This is a genomic window from Halobacteriovorax sp. DPLXC-1 (genome assembly GCF_036903125.1).
In the GTDB taxonomy this organism is placed as follows: Bacteria; Bdellovibrionota; Bacteriovoracia; order Bacteriovoracales; family Bacteriovoracaceae; genus Halobacteriovorax_A; species Halobacteriovorax_A vibrionivorans.
This window is the reverse complement of record NZ_JAYMCO010000001.1, coordinates 154,766-170,852: the sequence shown is the minus strand read 5'-3', so window position 1 is coordinate 170,852 and position 16,087 is coordinate 154,766. Positions and strand designations below refer to the sequence as shown.

Below are 16,087 nucleotides of genomic sequence, written 5' to 3'. Positions count from 1 at the left end.
TCGACTGTTCTATAGTTCTTGTTGAATATATAGCCCAAGATAATTGCTGCCGCCTTTAATTCTTCCAAATACAGATGAAGATTCGAAGATTGAAGAGCGATGGTGAATCAATAACCCGGCCCAAGAATGCTTGAGGCCAAACTTTTCAAGATTGAAGTCGATAGAGAAGTCGAGGTAGTTCATAAACTTGCTATCACGGTATCCCTTTCCAGCTATATCAATTTCTTCAATATAGGTAATTTCATCAACGTATGAAATACCTTCTGCTAATCCAAGTCGCCATTTTGTTGGCCAATTAAATGGAATGAATATTTTCACAGCGATCACGTATTCATTACTATAACCTTGTACTTCACTCTTTAGATGTCTTACATAATTTGGGAGTAAATATACTGGAATATCCCCACCCATAAATGTGTCTGAAAGAGGGATCCCGTAAGCTAGTGATACCATGTCATTGTTGTATTCATCAGTGGCAGTATGAAATGATAATATGTCGCTTAAGTTTGAAGGTGTTGCTTTGGTGTATGCGGCCCTAATGAACTCTTTGCTTTTAAGCTTTTTTCTTTTTGGAAATTCAATTGCATTACTCTTATGTAGTCTATCTGAAAGAAAAGCGATTCCAAGAAATGTTTCAGTGTTGACTTGGCTGCTTATAGCATCGGTACTAGCAGTGTGATTATCAAGAGTACTTACTTTTGCGTGGGCCAGGAGGTTAAAGTCTCTATGGATATGTATTGTCGTTTCAACACCAGCTCCGACTTCATAACCAGAGCCAGGCTTAGCAGTTCCATTATAGCCATAGTAACGGTTATTAAATTCTGTACTTCTAATTTGGGCATAGGCAAATGGTTCAAAGAAAAGACTCTTCCAACTGAAGCCCGCTTTTGTTTCGAAATTTATATAGGGCCTAGTAGAGCTATCAACTAGGATCTGAGCATTCGATTGCCAAAATGTGTTGTGAATAAATTGAAATTCAAGGCCGTAATCAAAGGCTGAGCCACGAACTTCATTTTGAAACTCTTTGGGAATATCAAAGAAACGATAGGTTGTATAAAGGTTGGCGCGCCATTTTTCATGTTTTATTAGTTTCCCTCTAGCGCTTAATCCATCTAGTTCGAAGTCTCCTCTTTTATAGTAAAATAGAGGAATGATATCTGAGACATATTTGTCATCTGAAGTGTATGGAATTCTAGCATTTCTATACCCAAACCCAATTCCCCAGTAATGAGGCTCCTTGCTTTTTGAAAGTACTTGGGAAGAGAGTATACATATAAATACAATTAGAATATTTTTCATCTAAAAAGCCTATAACCAATCTGTAAATGCGACACCTAATCCAATACGTGTCATCTTATAATTATAATCAATTAACGATTCACCATATCCATCAAAATATTGAACATATCCTTTAAGTCTGGTTTCAGGCAGAGGAAATGACCAAGATAACTCGACAGCACCTTTATTATCGCTTCTAAGATTATTTCTTAACATTAGAGAAAGTGTGTGACCATTAACTTTATGAATCGTAGTTAATTCAAAATTACCCATATACTCATTAATATCGGGATTATCATCACCAGTGTAGTCTGTAGGACTTGTCTTTTTTTCCTCTGGAATTCGATACCACACTTTCAACATGAAAAGTGTTTCACGGTAGTCAAAGAATGTTGTGAAGAAGATTCGATTCCAACTTCTTGATTGTGGGATATCTTTCCCATTAGATTGATGAGCAAAACCAAGGTGATAATAATTTCTAAAGATCGTCCAATTATCTTCAAATGGCATCATGGATAAAAATATCTCTGGTTCGTAATTCGTATCCCTAAATGCTGCTGAGTTTTTCTTGTTAAATAGTTGCCATACGGACTTTTGGGTATAGGCAAAGTTTAAGTCTGTATTTGAATTAAATAATTTTGAAAATACAGTAAATTTAAAGCTTAATTGAAACTTTGTTTCCTCGTTCTTTAATTCGTCGTCATCATTTATCGGAGACTCATTAGGGTCATGCATATAAGTCACAGGCAGGACATAATTTGGTCGATGGGCAGTTACAAGTGAAATGGTATTATTAGAGGCCTCATCTTCTTTTTGTCTCTTTTGTATCGTTTTCTCAAGTGAGTCCTGGGCAAAGATTGAGATCGTGAAATTGAGTAATAAGGCGCAAAAAATGCTTCTTTGAAAAGTCATAGTCGTTGTATATTAAAGGGTTTTTAGTTGAACGTATTGTCTAATGAATAGGGCCTCTCTGACAAATAATTTCCATAGACGAAATACTAGATTGACAATATACGACGTTAGGGGCTATAAATACCCCTACATGCGCACTCGTAGCTCAGCTGGATAGAGTGTCTGACTACGGATCAGAAGGTCGCAGGTTCGACTCCTGCCGAGTGCGCCATGTCTTAAGTATTTGTAATCACAAGCCTATGTCAAATCACGAACAAAGATTTAATGGAATTGCTGCTTTATTAGGGGAGCGAGAATTCTCTATTGTTAAAGACTCTCATATTATGGTCATTGGACTAGGTGGAGTTGGTACGTGGTGTGTCGAGTCCATTGCTCGATTAGGTGTGAATAAGATCACTCTCGTTGATCTTGATGATATCTGTGTTTCAAATACAAACCGACAACTTCATGCCCTTGAAGGAAATTATGGCAAAATGAAGGCCGACGCTTTGGCCGAACGAATTGCAAAGATTAATCCAGACTGTAAGGTTACATGTCATTATTGCTTCTTTAATGAAAAGAATATGGAAAAGATTTTTGCAGAGAAGCCTTCGATTATAATTGATACGATTGATGCCCCTCGTGAAAAAGCGATTCTTATTAATGAATGCTATAGGCGAGAAGTCAAAGTGGTGAGCTCTGGTGCGATCGGTGGAAAAGTCGATCCTACAATGATCACTGTTGCTGAGCTCTCAAAAACTAAGCAAGATATGCTGTATCGAAAAGTAAGGCAGGAGCTAAAGAAAAAACATCTCTATCCTCTAGGCAGATCAAAAGCAAAGGTTCAGTGTGTTTACTCGCCTGAGCCATCAAAGAAGATTAAAAAGTGCGATCTTGAGCAAACATCTAAGGCTTTAAAGTTAGATTGTAATGGTGGACTAGGAACGGCCACTTATATGACAGGAACAGTAGGTTTCTTGCTTTCTCATTTAGCTATCAAAGAGCTTTTAAAGTAATTTTTCATTGATTTAATCTCGTCGTAAAGTAAAATTAGTTGACTTTAAACAATCAAAAAATGGAGATATCTATGATCAGGCTCGCTTGTCTTTTGGCATTATTACTAACAATTACTTCGTGTTCATCTGGCCCTAAAGAGCGTGAATTTGAATTAGATTATAAAGTCATAAATGCTTCACAAAAAGTTGAACCAGTATGGTTAGAAGATATTAAAAAATATGAAGGAGATAGTGGTTATCATTATTTCTTATCTCAATCTGAAAATAGAAATAGAAGACTTTGTATTAAATCAGCTACCGCAAGGTCTACAGCAGTTATCGCAGCTGAAGTCTCTCAAGAAATATCAAATGACTATACTGAAGTAACAAGTCTAGATAATGACTCAGAAGAAGTTAAAACTTTTTATGAGAAGCTTACACAAACTGTTCGCACCAAAGTTTCTGGAGTACGTGTAAAAGAGCAATATTGGGAAAAGCGTCAGAAAAAATCAGGTGAGGAATTAACTGGTTCACCATACTATGCTTGTTTCTCAGTTGTGGGAATAAAAGAGGAGACTTTAGACCGCGCTAAAAAAGCAGCACAGGAAAGTGCAATAGTTTTAGCGCCATCAGATAAGAAAGAAGAGTTGAGAGAGAAGTTTGAAGACTAAATTATCCATTCTCTTATTTTTTGCCTTTTCTGGTTTCGCTCAAGTGAAATCATGTCCAGCTGACTTTTTGTGTGCAAAAGCTTGCAGTTTAAGTGAGGCGGAGGCTGTGGAAGATGCTCGAGTTGAAATTGCAAAAAACTTTCAAGTAAAGGTTAAGGCAAAGTTTCTTTCAATTGAGTCTTCTGATGGAAAGTTGGATGAATCTCAGTATTCTGATTATGTCAGTGAAGAAGTAAGTGAAACTCTCTTCGGTGTAGAAACAATTGAAAGTTTTGTTGATGAAGAAGATTATCATTGTGTTCTACTTGGATTGAATAAAAGTCGTTTTCGTCAAAAGCTTAAGAGTGACATCACTAATCTTAGGGCCGAGAACGAAAGTATCTATAAACAAGGTCATAATCTATCGATATTAAAAATCAATGCGAATAATAATATTATTAAAAAGCTTGATGTTTACTTAGCGGTATTATCAGACAAGTATAAGTCTAATGTTGTTCAATATAAGAAGAGAGCGAAAAAAGAAATTAATATCGCTATTTATTCACAGCCTAAGTTTGAATCAATTGATAAAATGTTGATAAGTGAACTTAATAAGGCAAATGTTTACGATAATAATGACATTGAGAAGAAACTAAACATCGCAATTGCGCTAAAGAACGAATATCTAAATGTTGAAGGCTTCGTAAAAAGAACTCTGGAAGTTAACTTCATTTACGGAAAGACAAATATAACTAAGAGATATACACAAACGGGTCGTACAGAGCAGGATATAATACTTGATTTACAAAAAGAGTTATCTGACGATTTACCAGATGTATTTTTAGAACTTAAAATTTAATAATGGAGGATATATGAAGAACTTACTTCTAATAACGCTTATGCTTTCACTGTTTTCATGTGGAGGGTTTCAGGCACAGAGAGTATCTGGAGATGAGTCTGATGAGAAGTCTCTTGAGATTACAGATGCATGGGTAACTCGTGATACAGAAAATGCTGTTGAAGATATCTTAAAGAAAATGAATGATCACCGTGGATTTAAGAATTATCGACTTAAACTAGGTCGAAGACCAAAAGTTTTTATTGCAGATTTTGGTAACCAAACGGCTGAGCCATATTTTCCAGTTGATGATATTTCAGACGAGTTCCTAACTCAGATCAGTGAAACAGGTGAGTTCATTCTGATTGATGCTGCTGCTAGAGAGTCTCTTTTAAAAGAAATTCAGTATCAAAATGACGGAATGGTAAGTCCTGCAGAAGCGAAGAAGATTGGTAATGCTGCTGGAGCGGATATCATGATCTTTGGAAATGTAAGAATGAACCCACGTAAGAGAAATGGGAAAACATTAAAGGAATATACCGTGAACCTTCGCATGACAGATATCTCAAGAGGGGTTGAGGTTATGAGAACAAGGACTCGTGTAAATAAATATTCGGAGCAATCTAAAGTAGGTTGGTAGATTGCATAAAATATCAAAAAATAAATTCCTAAGTTACACCTTCATCTTAATTAGTCTTGTTAGTATCTTTAGTTGTGCTGCAAGAAGAGTTCGAGATGAAGGTGATATCATTGCTTCTTTATATAAAGAAAAAAAATATCAGACTGTCATTGATCGAATCACTAAAAAAGAAGTTTACGAAAGGCAAGAGGATCGCTTTTTAAAGCAGGCCGAACTTGGAATAGCATATTTTAATCTTAAAGATTATAAAAAGGCCCTCTTTCATCTTAATAAGGCAAAAGAAATAGCTAATAGTTTATATAAGGTGAGCATTTCAAATAAGGTTGAGTCCTTATTTATTGGAGAGGCTACCGATATTTATTATCCAAATCAATTTGAACAAATAAGTATTCGCTTTTATGAAATCTTATCTCACTACATGTTAATTCAATCCTCAGAGTCTTCAAAAGATAAAAGATTTCATCAACAGGCAATGGTCTCGACTCTTAGAGATTGGAGCTCATATATTGATAATTTCAAAGAGCAAAATCGCGGAAGGGCAATATATAAAGGATCGACATTTATCGATTTAATGGGAGTTATTGTTCATGATGTTTATGATCGTTCTAAGGACCGATCTGTAATTAAAAGTTTTAAAAAATTAGGACAAAAAAACTTAGTGGAGCAGATGGGGATTTATCCAAGTTATAATGAATTACATGAGAAATATAAAGATGATTACAACGAGCTTCATCTTCTTTCTCAAAAGAAATTAGCAAACTATATCAGTGAAACACAAACCTCAAACAACATTAAAAAGTTCTTTCAAAATAAAAAGCGCTATAATACCTACATCATAATTTTAGATGGCCATGTTATAAAAAAGACGGCCAATGTATACGAGTTTCCTCTAGGTCTTCCTGTCGGTGTTTATATATATAATGATGAGGGTATGGACGACTTTGTAACCTTCTCTCTTAAAATGCTTTCAATCACAAGAGGAGCAGAGCCAAAGATTAGTTTTGAATTACCAAAAATAGATTCTGTACCGATTACGAATACTGAAAAAGTTACTCTCACAAATGCAGATGGAAATGAAGTTCTATCGGATAATCTAATTCTTATGGCCAATACATCAGAAGTATTAAGTGAATCATTAAAAACAGATGTTAAAACTTTAGAAGCAAAAGTAGGTGCTCGTCTAGCAGCCAAGCATATTGCTTTATTAACCTCTGCATACCAAACTTATCGATCTCTTTATAATAATGGTGCATTTATCGCCTACCTGTCGGCCAGTGCCGCCTACGCTGCCGGCAATAAAGCAATTGCTGAGTCTGAGTTAGCTGACCTACGTTCTTGGTATGGTATTTATGATCATGTGTATATGCTTCCAGTTGATCTTAAGCCAGGTGAATATGAAATAACTTATAAAGGAAAAAAATATAAGTTAACTCGATCAGATTCGCCTAAGCAAATACTGCCACTTGTACTCAATTAATTGTTCTTTATTCCGAATTTGCTTAAAATAAATATATGCTTATAGGAATTAACAAACTATCAATTAAAACAGATTTTAATAAGGCCCAGGCTTTATTTACTCTTCATTTCTTTTTGTTCTTTTTAGCGAAAGGATATGAATTCTTTAAATATCAGTTTAATTTCATAGCGTTATTTGGAATTATCTTCTTCATTTTTTTCTATCGCTTATATTATCGTACACAGAGAAATCTTAAGTATTCATTTTGGTCGCTAACGGCCTTATCTTTTTTTATTATCATTTTTCATATTTTAAGATCTCTTTATCATTATAATGATTTCTCAATTTTCTTTTTATATACAATGTCCTTTTTTATATTAGGGGTCCTTTGTTTCTCTCTATACTCACCTGTTTTTTTCCCGATTATTAATTGGTGGGAATATGACTTCCGTTATCGCAATGACTTAAAAGCAAGCGTGTATCTTGATGATGACAAGAAAGCAGACGCAAGGATTGTTGATCTTAGAAGACGCGCTGGTGGATTAAGTATGTTTGAAGAAGTTGAAATCGGTCAGCGTATTGATATTGAAATAGAATCTTCAGGACTTGATGGACGTTTACAGGTTGAGGTGCTATCAAAAAGACAATACTCAATTGGTCGTCCTTATACTTATGGAGTACGATTCGTCATTACAGATGATGTTGTAAAAAGAAAGTATAACGACTTAGAAAAATATTGGAACTTTGAGCGCAAGGCCAAGAAGAATAAAAAGTTTAAATCATGAAAATGAAGTCACATATATGGAATATGAAACTAGCTTTAGATGAAGCAGAACTGGCATTTAAGGCCGGAGAGGTTCCTGTTGGAGCAATTGTTGTCGATGAAAATGATAATGTTATTGCTAAGGCACATAATTTAAAAGAACAAAATAAAGATACGACAGCTCATGCAGAAATCCTTGCTATTAAAGAAGCAAGTGAGAAGTTAGGTGATTGGCGACTTATTAATTGTACTATTTATATTACGCTTGAGCCTTGTCCAATGTGTTTATATGCAATTTTACAAGCTCGTTTTAAAAATGTTGTTTTTGGTGCTTACGATCATAAAGCAGGAAGTATCTCTTTAGGGTATTCATTTCAAAAGGATAAGCGCTTCAATCATAAATTTTCTGTCATTGGTGGAATTGAACATTTCAAGTGCTCGAAAGTATTATCAGATTTCTTTAAATTGCGTCGAAAAACCTATCGAAAAGTTAAATCCTAACTATCCTATATTTACATTGTTTAAAATATTCTAGATCATTAATATATGATCAAATTACTAATACTATCACTAATCTCAACGATATGTGCCGCTAATTCTATGCTATTTGAAGTAGACTCTTTTGATTTGAAAAGAGAGGTGGGGCAAGAGTTTTTAGCAGGAAGTGCATACGCTCGCGATATTTATATAAAGTATGATGCTGTCGAGTTTGATTTAGCACAAGACGGTGAGCTATTTTTAGTTGATGCAGCTTTATATAATAATAAATTCAACTTCAGAAAAGATAATCTAAATTTAACAACGTATATCCCGCAAATAGATGAGATCGACTTTCTCGATTTTATTTATGCAAATCAAGCTTTAATTGAGTTTACAGAAACAGGATTCAATGCGAATGGACCTCAATTAAGTATCGGTGCTGCAAGCTTCTTGTTTGATATAAGAAATGTCCAAATTAATTGTGCTAGCAATGGCTTTACATTTAGGCTTGATCAAATTTGTTTAAAGAATATGCTCATTAATCCTAGTAAAGGAAGTGAGTTTGCTAAAGTTGAAATAAAGCAAGAAAGCCAAGATACATCTTTTATAAGTATACTTGGTAAGAAAGTTTTATTCACGAATGATCGAATTAATATTGATGCTCAAAGTATTAGTGGAAATATTCTTAATAGTGAAATTGGTCTTAAGGCCATAAATGTTGATTGTTTTAAAGATAGTGAACTTAAAAGTTTTAATCTAGATCTTATTTTTGCTGGTTGTTTAGAAGAGTCTTTAATTGCAGGAAGCGAGATAAGGTTGTTACGTGAAGGTCGCCCTTTTGAAATCTATGATGGTGTTGTTTATTTTAACGAAAATCATGTTGGGGTTGAAGCGGATAAATTATTAGCAGAAACACAAAAAGGTCTTTTTACATTTTTTGATATAGAAGCAAAGTGTTTAAAAACAATCAATGATAAGCGAATGATTTCAGCAGATGCTTTCTATCTTGGTTGTTTAAAAAGCTCTTACTTTAAAATAAATAAAATTAATGAAGATCAAATTGAAAAAGATAGCAATCGTATTAGTGACTTAAATATTCACGTTACTGATGGTGAATTTAAGTTGAATGCAAAGCTTCGTGCGCTATTTACACTGCATTTCAGAGCTAGTGGTACGTTAAATATCAATGAGACTCAAAGAGAAGTTAGGGTACAAGTGGCCAAGGCAAAGGTTGCGGGTATGACTGCTACAAAAATGGTTCTTAAATTTGTGATGAAGTTCATAAACTCTGACTCGGTGAGTCTGGAAAATGATACAATTATCATAAAATACTAGCTTTAATTGACATCATGCTTTGAAAAAAATATATTCATTTCGGTGGCCGGCCAGACAAGCGTAACGAGGTGAACTCCGCCAGGTCGGGAACGAAGCAACGGTAGCTTTTGCTGCGTTGTGTTTGTGTCGGCTGCCCCTTTCCAATGCCTATTATTTTGCCTATAGTTAATAAGTAAAAATTTAAAATCATATAAAGTGATGGTGCTCAATGTCATATCAGGTTCTGGCCAGAAAGTATCGTCCTACAAAGTTTCAAGACTTTGTTGGGCAAGAACATATTGTAAAAACAATAGTTAATTCTTTAAGAGAAGACCGTTTTGGTCATGCTTATATTTTTTCTGGTACACGTGGAATTGGAAAAACAACTATTGCAAGAATTTTTGCAAAGGCACTACGTTGCGAAAACCGTGATGAACAACAGAATCCATGTGGAGAATGTGGTGCTTGTCATGACTTTGATTCAGCTGCTTCAATGAATGTCGTTGAAATTGACGGGGCATCTAATAATAGTGTTGATGATATTAGAGAATTAATTAGTAATATTTCTTATCTTCCATCAAATGGAAAATATAAGGTCTATATTATTGATGAAGTACATATGCTTTCTAACAGCGCTTTCAATGCTCTTTTGAAAACACTAGAAGAGCCGCCTGAGCATGCAATCTTTTTAATGGCCACGACTGAGCCTGAAAAATTATTGGGAACTGTTCTTTCGCGATGTCAGCGATTTGATTTCATCAACGCAACAGTTGAAGAGCTAAAGTCACATATTATTAATATCGCTCAATTAGAGAATATTACTTTCAGTCAAGATGAGCTTATTGAAACACTTGCAAAACTTGGTAATGGATCGTTTAGAGATACTCTTTCTCTTTTTGATCAGGTTTTAAGTTTCTCTTATGGCCAAGATATAACAGAGGATATTTTTGCAAGAGCGTTAGGTATTGCAAAGTTGAGTTCGATTAAATCTTTAATTGATAATATCATTGCAGGTCAAACTCAAGAGTTAACTAATACTTTTAATATGCTTATTTCACAAAACATCGGTTTAAATAATATTGTTAAATCGATGTTAGAGAATCTTTTTTCTATTATTATCGCAAAAGACTTCAACGATAAAAACCGTATTCAATCTAAAGTAGATGGCGATCTTTTTGATAAGACAACTAGAGCAGAGCTTTATTGGATTTATGAAACTCTTGCTAAAGACTTTGCTTGGACAATGGAATCGATTATACCAGCAGATGCTACTCTACTTGCCATGAGAAAGGTAAGCTTAAGACATCAGTTAATAGCTGATACTGCTGAAGTAGCTGCAAATACCTCTACTGTGGAGGATGCTGCGGGAAAGCCTGAGGCCCCAAGGGCCGCTGAAGTTGAAGAAGTGGCCCAAGAAGAAATTATACCAGAGGAAAAACCAGCTCCAACTAAGATTATCTTTGATGAACAAGAGGTTGAGCAGAATACAAATTTCTCTGCTAATGAAAATACACCTGAAGAAGTTGCTATTGAGCCAGCTTCAGAGCCTGAAGAAGTAGTTTCACAAGAAATCACACCAACAATTATTCCTGAAGGGAATAAGACGTGGGATGGTTTCTTAGAGTTCTTATCGAGCTCATCTCCTGTTATGAGTGCGAATATGGAGCAGGGGAATCTCTTAGGGGAACTCGTTGTGGTAGGGAATAAGGCTACCATAGCAATTGGTTATCCTGTTAGTGCAAAAGTTTTCTTTGATCATATGAATAATCAAGAAACAATTGAAAAGGTTAAAGCAGAACTTAGAAATTACTTTTCTGTTGAAGAAATTGATTTAAAACTTGAGTTAGTTGAAAGAGAAAAAGCGCAAGAGACTCAATTTAAATCAAAATTTGACATCAATATTGAAAATGAAAATATTGAAAAAGCAAATATGAGAAAACAAATTGAAGAAGATGAGATGCTCAAAGTTGCAGGATCTCTTTTTAATACAAAAATAGATAAGATCGTTTTAAATAACGACGAATAAACGGAGTATATATGGCAAAAGGTATGCAAGGGCTAATGAAGCAAGCTCAACAAATGCAGCAAAAAATTAGCACTCTTCAAAAAGAATTAGAAAAAAGAGAACTAGAAGTTTCTTCAGGTGGTGGTGCCATTAAAATTACAATCACTGGAAAACAAGAAATACAATCAATTAAAATTGATCCTGAAGCTGTCGATCCATCTGATGTTGAAACATTAGAGGACCTTGTATTAACGGCCGTTAATCAAGCAGTTAAAGAATCACAAGATATGGTTTCAAATGCTATGGGGAAAGTAACTGGTGGTTTAAATATACCAGGCCTTTTCTAGGAAAGATGAATGAAACTACCTGAAAGAATCACAAATTTAATGGACTCCTTTTCAAAAGTTCCAGGAATTGGAGAAAAGAGTGCATTAAGACATGTCTTAAGTCTTACGAAATGGACAGCTGAAGAATTAGGTGACTTTTCAAATGCTCTAAATGATTTGGCAGAACTTAAAAAATGTAAGCAGTGTGGCGTTTTCGCAGATGAGGACATTTGTGATGTTTGTAGTGACATTCATCGTAAAGAATCTACTGAAATCTGTGTTGTGGAATCAATAACAGATTACATGGCAATTGAAAGAAGTGGCCAGTATCGAGGTCTTTATCATGTTTTGGGTGGTGTCCTAAATCCTTTATTAGGAGTTGGGCCAGCAGAACTGAATATCGACAAGTTAAAGAAGAGAGTTACTGAACTTGGAGTTACTTCGATAATTTTAGCGATAGGGCCATCAGTTGAAGGTGATGCAACTTGTAGTTATATCAAATCGACACTTCCTGAAAATGTAATGGTTGATAGAATCGGATTTGGGATTCCTATGGGTGGGAATCTTGATTATTTAGACACAATGACAATCTCTAAAGCTTTAGAGAATAAAACAAAAATGTAAGGAAGCATATGGATAACATCGAATACGTTATTCAAGAATTTTTTAAAGAGTATAGCGGTCTCGATTCTCTTGTGAATAGTGGCCTTGTTGTTTGTAGACAAGATGGTATACCTTTATATTCTTTTAAAAGCACTCAAACTGAATTTGATAGTGATACTGCAGGAGCCTTAATCGCTGGTGTATGGCAAGCTAGCTCTGTTCTATCTCAGTTCATTCCTGATGAAACAGAGGATGATTTCCGATTCAATTATGCGACTTCTTCTAAGGGAATTTATATAACAAAATTATCGGGGCCGTTTGAAGATATTTATCTCAGTCTGATTTATTTTGATGTAGATAACCCTGCTAAGCTTAAATCTCGTGTTAGGCTTATAGAAACAAAGCTAGCTGAGTTCATAGAGGCACATTTAAGTGATGACTTAAACCCAAATGATGTTTTCCTCTTTGATGATATTAGTGACAATGAAGTAGATGATCTATTTTCAGGTGTAATGGGATAGTGGGGGACTTATGTCTTTTGTAAATTATAATACGAAGGAAATTAACTGTAAGATCGTCTACTATGGGCCGGGCCTTGGTGGAAAGACGACTAACATTCAATATATTTATCAAAAAACTGCCGGTGGAAATAAAGGAGAGATGGTAAGTCTCGACTCTGAGAATGAAAGAACAATTTTCTTTGATTTTCTTCCTCTTGATCTTGGAGAAATACGTGGCTACCGTACACGCTTTCACTTATATACTGTGCCAGGTCAGGTCTTCTATGAATCTTCACGTAAGCTAATTCTTCGTGGTGTTGATGGTGTTATTTTTGTTGCAGATTCTCAACTTGAGAGAATGGAAGCAAATATTGAATCTTTAAAAAGTCTTGAGGAAAACCTTAAGGAGCAGGGATATGATATTGATCAAATTCCAATAGTGTTTCAATGGAATAAAAGAGATTTACCAAATGTTACACCAGTCGAAGACTTACAGCAGACATTAAATGCAGATGAGCGACCAGCTTTCGACTCTGTTGCTGTAAAAGGTGTTGGTGTTTTTGAAACACTAAAGGCGATGTCTAAATTAGTTCTTATGAATCTTAAGGGGGGACTAAAAGAGTAGTCCTTTGTATTTTAAGAAATGTATATGAGCTTCAATTAGTGCTTCCTGACAATAGAAGGATGATCTTCTTCCAACAAGATGATGTCCTTCTAGAATTCCTAAACTAATTCCTTTTTGAAAGTAATATGGAAAAAGGGTGCTTTCAGTATCAACGACGCCATCATTTTCATTCTTACTTCTGATGATGAGCTTCATAAGCATCATCCATAAGTGGCTGTCATACCATTTTGATGAAAACCCAATCGATGTATAAAAAAGATTTGGGTTTAGTTTCTCATGATTATTTCTAAGCCATGGCCTACGATAAGTAGATGAGAGTGATTTTTGCATTTCTTTAGCAAGTATATCTCTTCTACTATCAATTAATTTATATAGTTTTGAATCAGAGAAGTTATGAATGAGATTAAGAGTTTTAATTAATTTCTTATTAAAAGAATCTGAACCAAGAATTGGACTAGCAATTGTTGAGAGACCTAATATTGAATCTTGTTCTTCGCTATACTCACTTAAGTAGTGAAGAGTATCAAGACCACCTTTTGAAAATGCTACGAGCCATAATTTTTCATTAGGATGCTCTTTCATGTAGTCGTTGATTTGAATTTTTAAAGACTCTGCATTCTTATTACAATTGTCAAAACCATTAATGCTTGGAGTGAAGTATTTAATACCATAATTCTTTTTTAAATGAAGGCATGCCCTTTCAAAAGAAGGGGTAGAAAATAGTTCATTAAATACTCCTGGAATTAATATGATCGTTGCATTTGTTGTTGGAGCTTCTAAATTTGAAATATAATTTGGATGATATTTTGCATATTCAACTTCGTTGTAAATGATTTTGAAAATTTCATCATCTTCTAAATCAATTTCTTTTTTATTTTTTAGATCATTAAAAAAGCGGTAGTTGATAAAGTTGTAATCAAATTTGTTATCAAAGCTTTTAAAATTAGTTAGAGAGTGTAGGTAGCGTGCCGTTGAAAAACTGATCCACGCTGAAGAATTTAAAAGATTTCTCATTAACTTAAGAGTGTCATTTGGTGAGAGATTTTCTTTTGCCTGTAAAAAACGTTGTCTTATATCAGACTTTGTAAGTTCTTTAGCTGAATCAAGAAAAGTTTTAGAATAATTTTTACGTGCATTATAAGCATTAAAGCGACTTTTTAAGTTTAATACTTTTGATTCTATATATTTGTTTAAAAATAAATCAGTATCTCTCATAGTTCTTTCAAATTCCTTGTGCTAGATGTAAAATTTTGTCATTAGGTGCATGTCCAAGTCAAATAAATGAAAGACAATAAAAGATCGTTCATAAATAAATTAACATCTTTTAAGTAAACAACTGATTAATGCATAAATTGGATATAGATTGGAAGATTATAAAGAACACTATTCAGTATTAAAGAATGAATGCCTCGATTATCTTTATTTAAATAATGAAGATAAAGAAAGTTTAGTATTTGCTGACTGTACTTTTGGTGCGGGTGGTCACTCCATGGCCATCGTAGAGAGGAATCCGAATGCAAAATTGATCTCTTTTGATCAAGATCCAGATGCTCTTGCAAATGGACGAAAGCTTATCGAAAAAAATGGTGTTCAAGATCGACTTTTTCTACATGACTCAAACTTTGTTCACTTTCATGATGTCGTCACTGGAAACCATCAAGAGCTGCTTGATGAGAACGAAGGCCTTGACGGAGTACTTTTAGATTTGGGTGTTTCTTCCCATCATTTTGATGAAGGTTCTCGTGGGTTTTCATTTCGTGTTGATGCACCGCTTGATATGCGAATGGACTACGATAACGATGAGATAGAAACGGCAAAAGATATTATCAATAAGTATTCTAAGCAAGAATTAGCTGATCTATTTAGAGAATATGGTGAAGAGAAATTTGCATGGCGCATTGCGGAGAAGATTGAGGCCAAAAGAGAAAAAGAAGGCCCGATTGAAACAACTTTTCAATTAGCTGAGCTCATCAAAGATTGCTATCCAAAAAAACTACAATTTGGTCGAATTCATCCTGCAACAAAATGCTTCCAAGCACTGCGTATACAAGTAAATAAAGAGCTTGATGTAGTATCAGATGTAATTGCTCAGGTGCTACCATTATTAAAGATTAATGGTAGAATATTAATTATAAGTTTTCATTCTCTTGAAGATAGAATTGTTAAGAGATTGTTTAAAGAGTTTGAAAAAAATGGGCTTGGTGAAATGCTTTTTGAAAATGAAGTTAAAAAGCCAATTATACCAAGTGAAGAAGAGATTTCAGAAAACCCACGTTCAAGAAGTGCTAAGCTTCGAATTTTAAAACGAGTGAGTGAGAAGAAATCAAAGAATAAATACGAAAAGTTTTCGAAAATACAGAATTAAAAACAATAGGAGATTGTTTTATGGCCTCTAGGATGAGTCGATCAAAGTCTAAGAAGGAAAGTATTGGGAATAAAATTAAAGGGGCTCTATTAAGCTCACAAGGTTTACCAATTGTTCTTAGCTTAGTTGTGATTACAGTTTTATTTGTACTTTTTAGAATGAAAGGTATTGAGTTAAACTATGAGATTGCAACTGTAAAAAAAGAAGTTGAGAGAGTAAAAATTGAAGGAAAGGAATTAAAGGCCAAAAAGGCACGCCTTCTTTCAGTTTCAAATTTAAGGAAAATGGCCCGTCGTTATAATTTAGCACAGCCAAAACAACATCAAATTATTGTTGTTCCAGCTAAGAAGTAAATAAA

General features: G+C 34.4%; 18 protein-coding genes, 1 tRNA gene and 1 other RNA gene. 17 read left to right on the top strand and 3 right to left on the bottom strand.

Annotated elements, in window-relative coordinates; genetic code table 11:
- Positions 1-9: 9 nt before the first annotated feature.
- Positions 10-1,299, bottom strand: a complete 1,290-nt coding sequence (locus VCM44_RS00860; protein ID WP_114706061.1) for a MipA/OmpV family protein — start codon at positions 1,297-1,299, stop codon at positions 10-12.
- Positions 1,300-1,308: 9 nt separating this feature from the next.
- Positions 1,309-2,190 carry a phospholipase A gene (locus VCM44_RS00855; RefSeq protein ID WP_334677778.1) on the bottom strand — a complete coding sequence of 294 codons (882 nt, stop codon included), beginning with the start codon at positions 2,188-2,190 and terminating at the stop codon, positions 1,309-1,311.
- Between the two features lie 134 nt (positions 2,191-2,324).
- Here VCM44_RS00855 and VCM44_RS00850 point away from each other — a divergent pair.
- The 15 genes from VCM44_RS00850 (at position 2,325) to VCM44_RS00780 (ending at position 13,364) form a co-directional block, all read left to right on the top strand.
- A tRNA-Arg gene (locus VCM44_RS00850) sits at positions 2,325-2,401 on the top strand.
- A gap of 28 nt (positions 2,402-2,429) precedes the next feature.
- On the top strand, positions 2,430-3,185 hold the full coding sequence (locus tag VCM44_RS00845; RefSeq protein WP_334677777.1) for a tRNA threonylcarbamoyladenosine dehydratase: 756 nt from the start codon (positions 2,430-2,432) through the stop codon (positions 3,183-3,185).
- A gap of 71 nt (positions 3,186-3,256) precedes the next feature.
- The gene (locus VCM44_RS00840) at positions 3,257-3,835 is read left to right on the top strand and encodes a hypothetical protein (protein WP_114706064.1); all 579 of its coding nucleotides are present in this window, start codon (positions 3,257-3,259) and stop codon (positions 3,833-3,835) included.
- Positions 3,825-4,673, top strand: a complete 849-nt coding sequence (locus VCM44_RS00835; RefSeq protein ID WP_334677776.1) for a hypothetical protein — start codon at positions 3,825-3,827, stop codon at positions 4,671-4,673. The genes VCM44_RS00840 and VCM44_RS00835 overlap by 11 nt, the downstream gene beginning before the upstream one ends.
- 13 nt (positions 4,674-4,686) lie before the next feature.
- Entirely contained in the window at positions 4,687-5,292 is a 606-nt protein-coding gene (locus tag VCM44_RS00830) for a hypothetical protein (RefSeq protein ID WP_114706066.1), read from the top strand.
- Position 5,293: 1 nt separating this feature from the next.
- Positions 5,294-6,769, top strand: a complete 1,476-nt coding sequence (locus tag VCM44_RS00825) for a tetratricopeptide repeat protein (RefSeq protein ID WP_334677775.1) — start codon at positions 5,294-5,296, stop codon at positions 6,767-6,769.
- Between the two features lie 35 nt (positions 6,770-6,804).
- Positions 6,805-7,533 carry a PilZ domain-containing protein gene (locus VCM44_RS00820; protein ID WP_114706068.1) on the top strand — a complete coding sequence of 243 codons (729 nt, stop codon included), beginning with the start codon at positions 6,805-6,807 and terminating at the stop codon, positions 7,531-7,533.
- Complete coding sequence (locus VCM44_RS00815) at positions 7,530-8,012, top strand: nucleoside deaminase (protein WP_334677774.1); 483 nt, start codon at positions 7,530-7,532, stop codon at positions 8,010-8,012. Before VCM44_RS00820 ends, VCM44_RS00815 begins: the two co-directional genes overlap by 4 nt.
- 45 nt (positions 8,013-8,057) lie before the next feature.
- A complete protein-coding gene (locus tag VCM44_RS00810; protein WP_334677773.1) occupies positions 8,058-9,326 on the top strand; it encodes a hypothetical protein in 1,269 nt (422 codons plus the stop codon).
- Positions 9,327-9,366: 40 nt separating this feature from the next.
- Positions 9,367-9,465: signal recognition particle sRNA small type (gene ffs, locus VCM44_RS00805), an RNA gene on the top strand.
- Positions 9,466-9,534: 69 nt separating this feature from the next.
- Entirely contained in the window at positions 9,535-11,331 is a 1,797-nt protein-coding gene (dnaX, locus tag VCM44_RS00800; protein ID WP_334677772.1) for a DNA polymerase III subunit gamma/tau, read from the top strand.
- A gap of 11 nt (positions 11,332-11,342) precedes the next feature.
- Positions 11,343-11,657 (top strand): YbaB/EbfC family nucleoid-associated protein, encoded by a 315-nt coding sequence (locus VCM44_RS00795; RefSeq protein ID WP_114706071.1) that lies wholly within the window; start codon positions 11,343-11,345, stop codon positions 11,655-11,657.
- A 9-nt stretch (positions 11,658-11,666) separates the two neighbouring features.
- Complete coding sequence (gene recR / locus VCM44_RS00790) at positions 11,667-12,260, top strand: recombination mediator RecR (RefSeq protein ID WP_114706072.1); 594 nt, start codon at positions 11,667-11,669, stop codon at positions 12,258-12,260.
- A gap of 8 nt (positions 12,261-12,268) precedes the next feature.
- Positions 12,269-12,760: a hypothetical protein gene (locus tag VCM44_RS00785; protein WP_114706073.1), complete on the top strand. Its 492-nt coding sequence runs from the start codon at positions 12,269-12,271 to the stop codon at positions 12,758-12,760.
- Between the two features lie 10 nt (positions 12,761-12,770).
- Entirely contained in the window at positions 12,771-13,364 is a 594-nt protein-coding gene (locus VCM44_RS00780; RefSeq protein ID WP_114706074.1) for a GTP-binding protein, read from the top strand.
- Here the strand turns inward: VCM44_RS00780 and VCM44_RS00775 are convergent.
- Positions 13,353-14,579: an esterase/lipase family protein gene (locus VCM44_RS00775; RefSeq protein WP_120403995.1), complete on the bottom strand. Its 1,227-nt coding sequence runs from the start codon at positions 14,577-14,579 to the stop codon at positions 13,353-13,355. The genes VCM44_RS00780 and VCM44_RS00775 overlap by 12 nt on opposite strands.
- Positions 14,580-14,727: 148 nt before the next feature.
- Here VCM44_RS00775 and rsmH point away from each other — a divergent pair, with 148 nt between their 5' ends.
- Both rsmH and VCM44_RS00765 read left to right on the top strand, forming a co-directional pair.
- Entirely contained in the window at positions 14,728-15,729 is a 1,002-nt protein-coding gene (gene rsmH / locus VCM44_RS00770) for a 16S rRNA (cytosine(1402)-N(4))-methyltransferase RsmH (RefSeq protein WP_114706076.1), read from the top strand.
- Positions 15,730-15,749: 20 nt separating this feature from the next.
- Positions 15,750-16,082, top strand: coding sequence for a hypothetical protein (locus VCM44_RS00765; RefSeq protein ID WP_114706077.1), 333 nt, complete (start codon positions 15,750-15,752; stop codon positions 16,080-16,082).
- Positions 16,083-16,087: the final 5 nt, after the last annotated feature.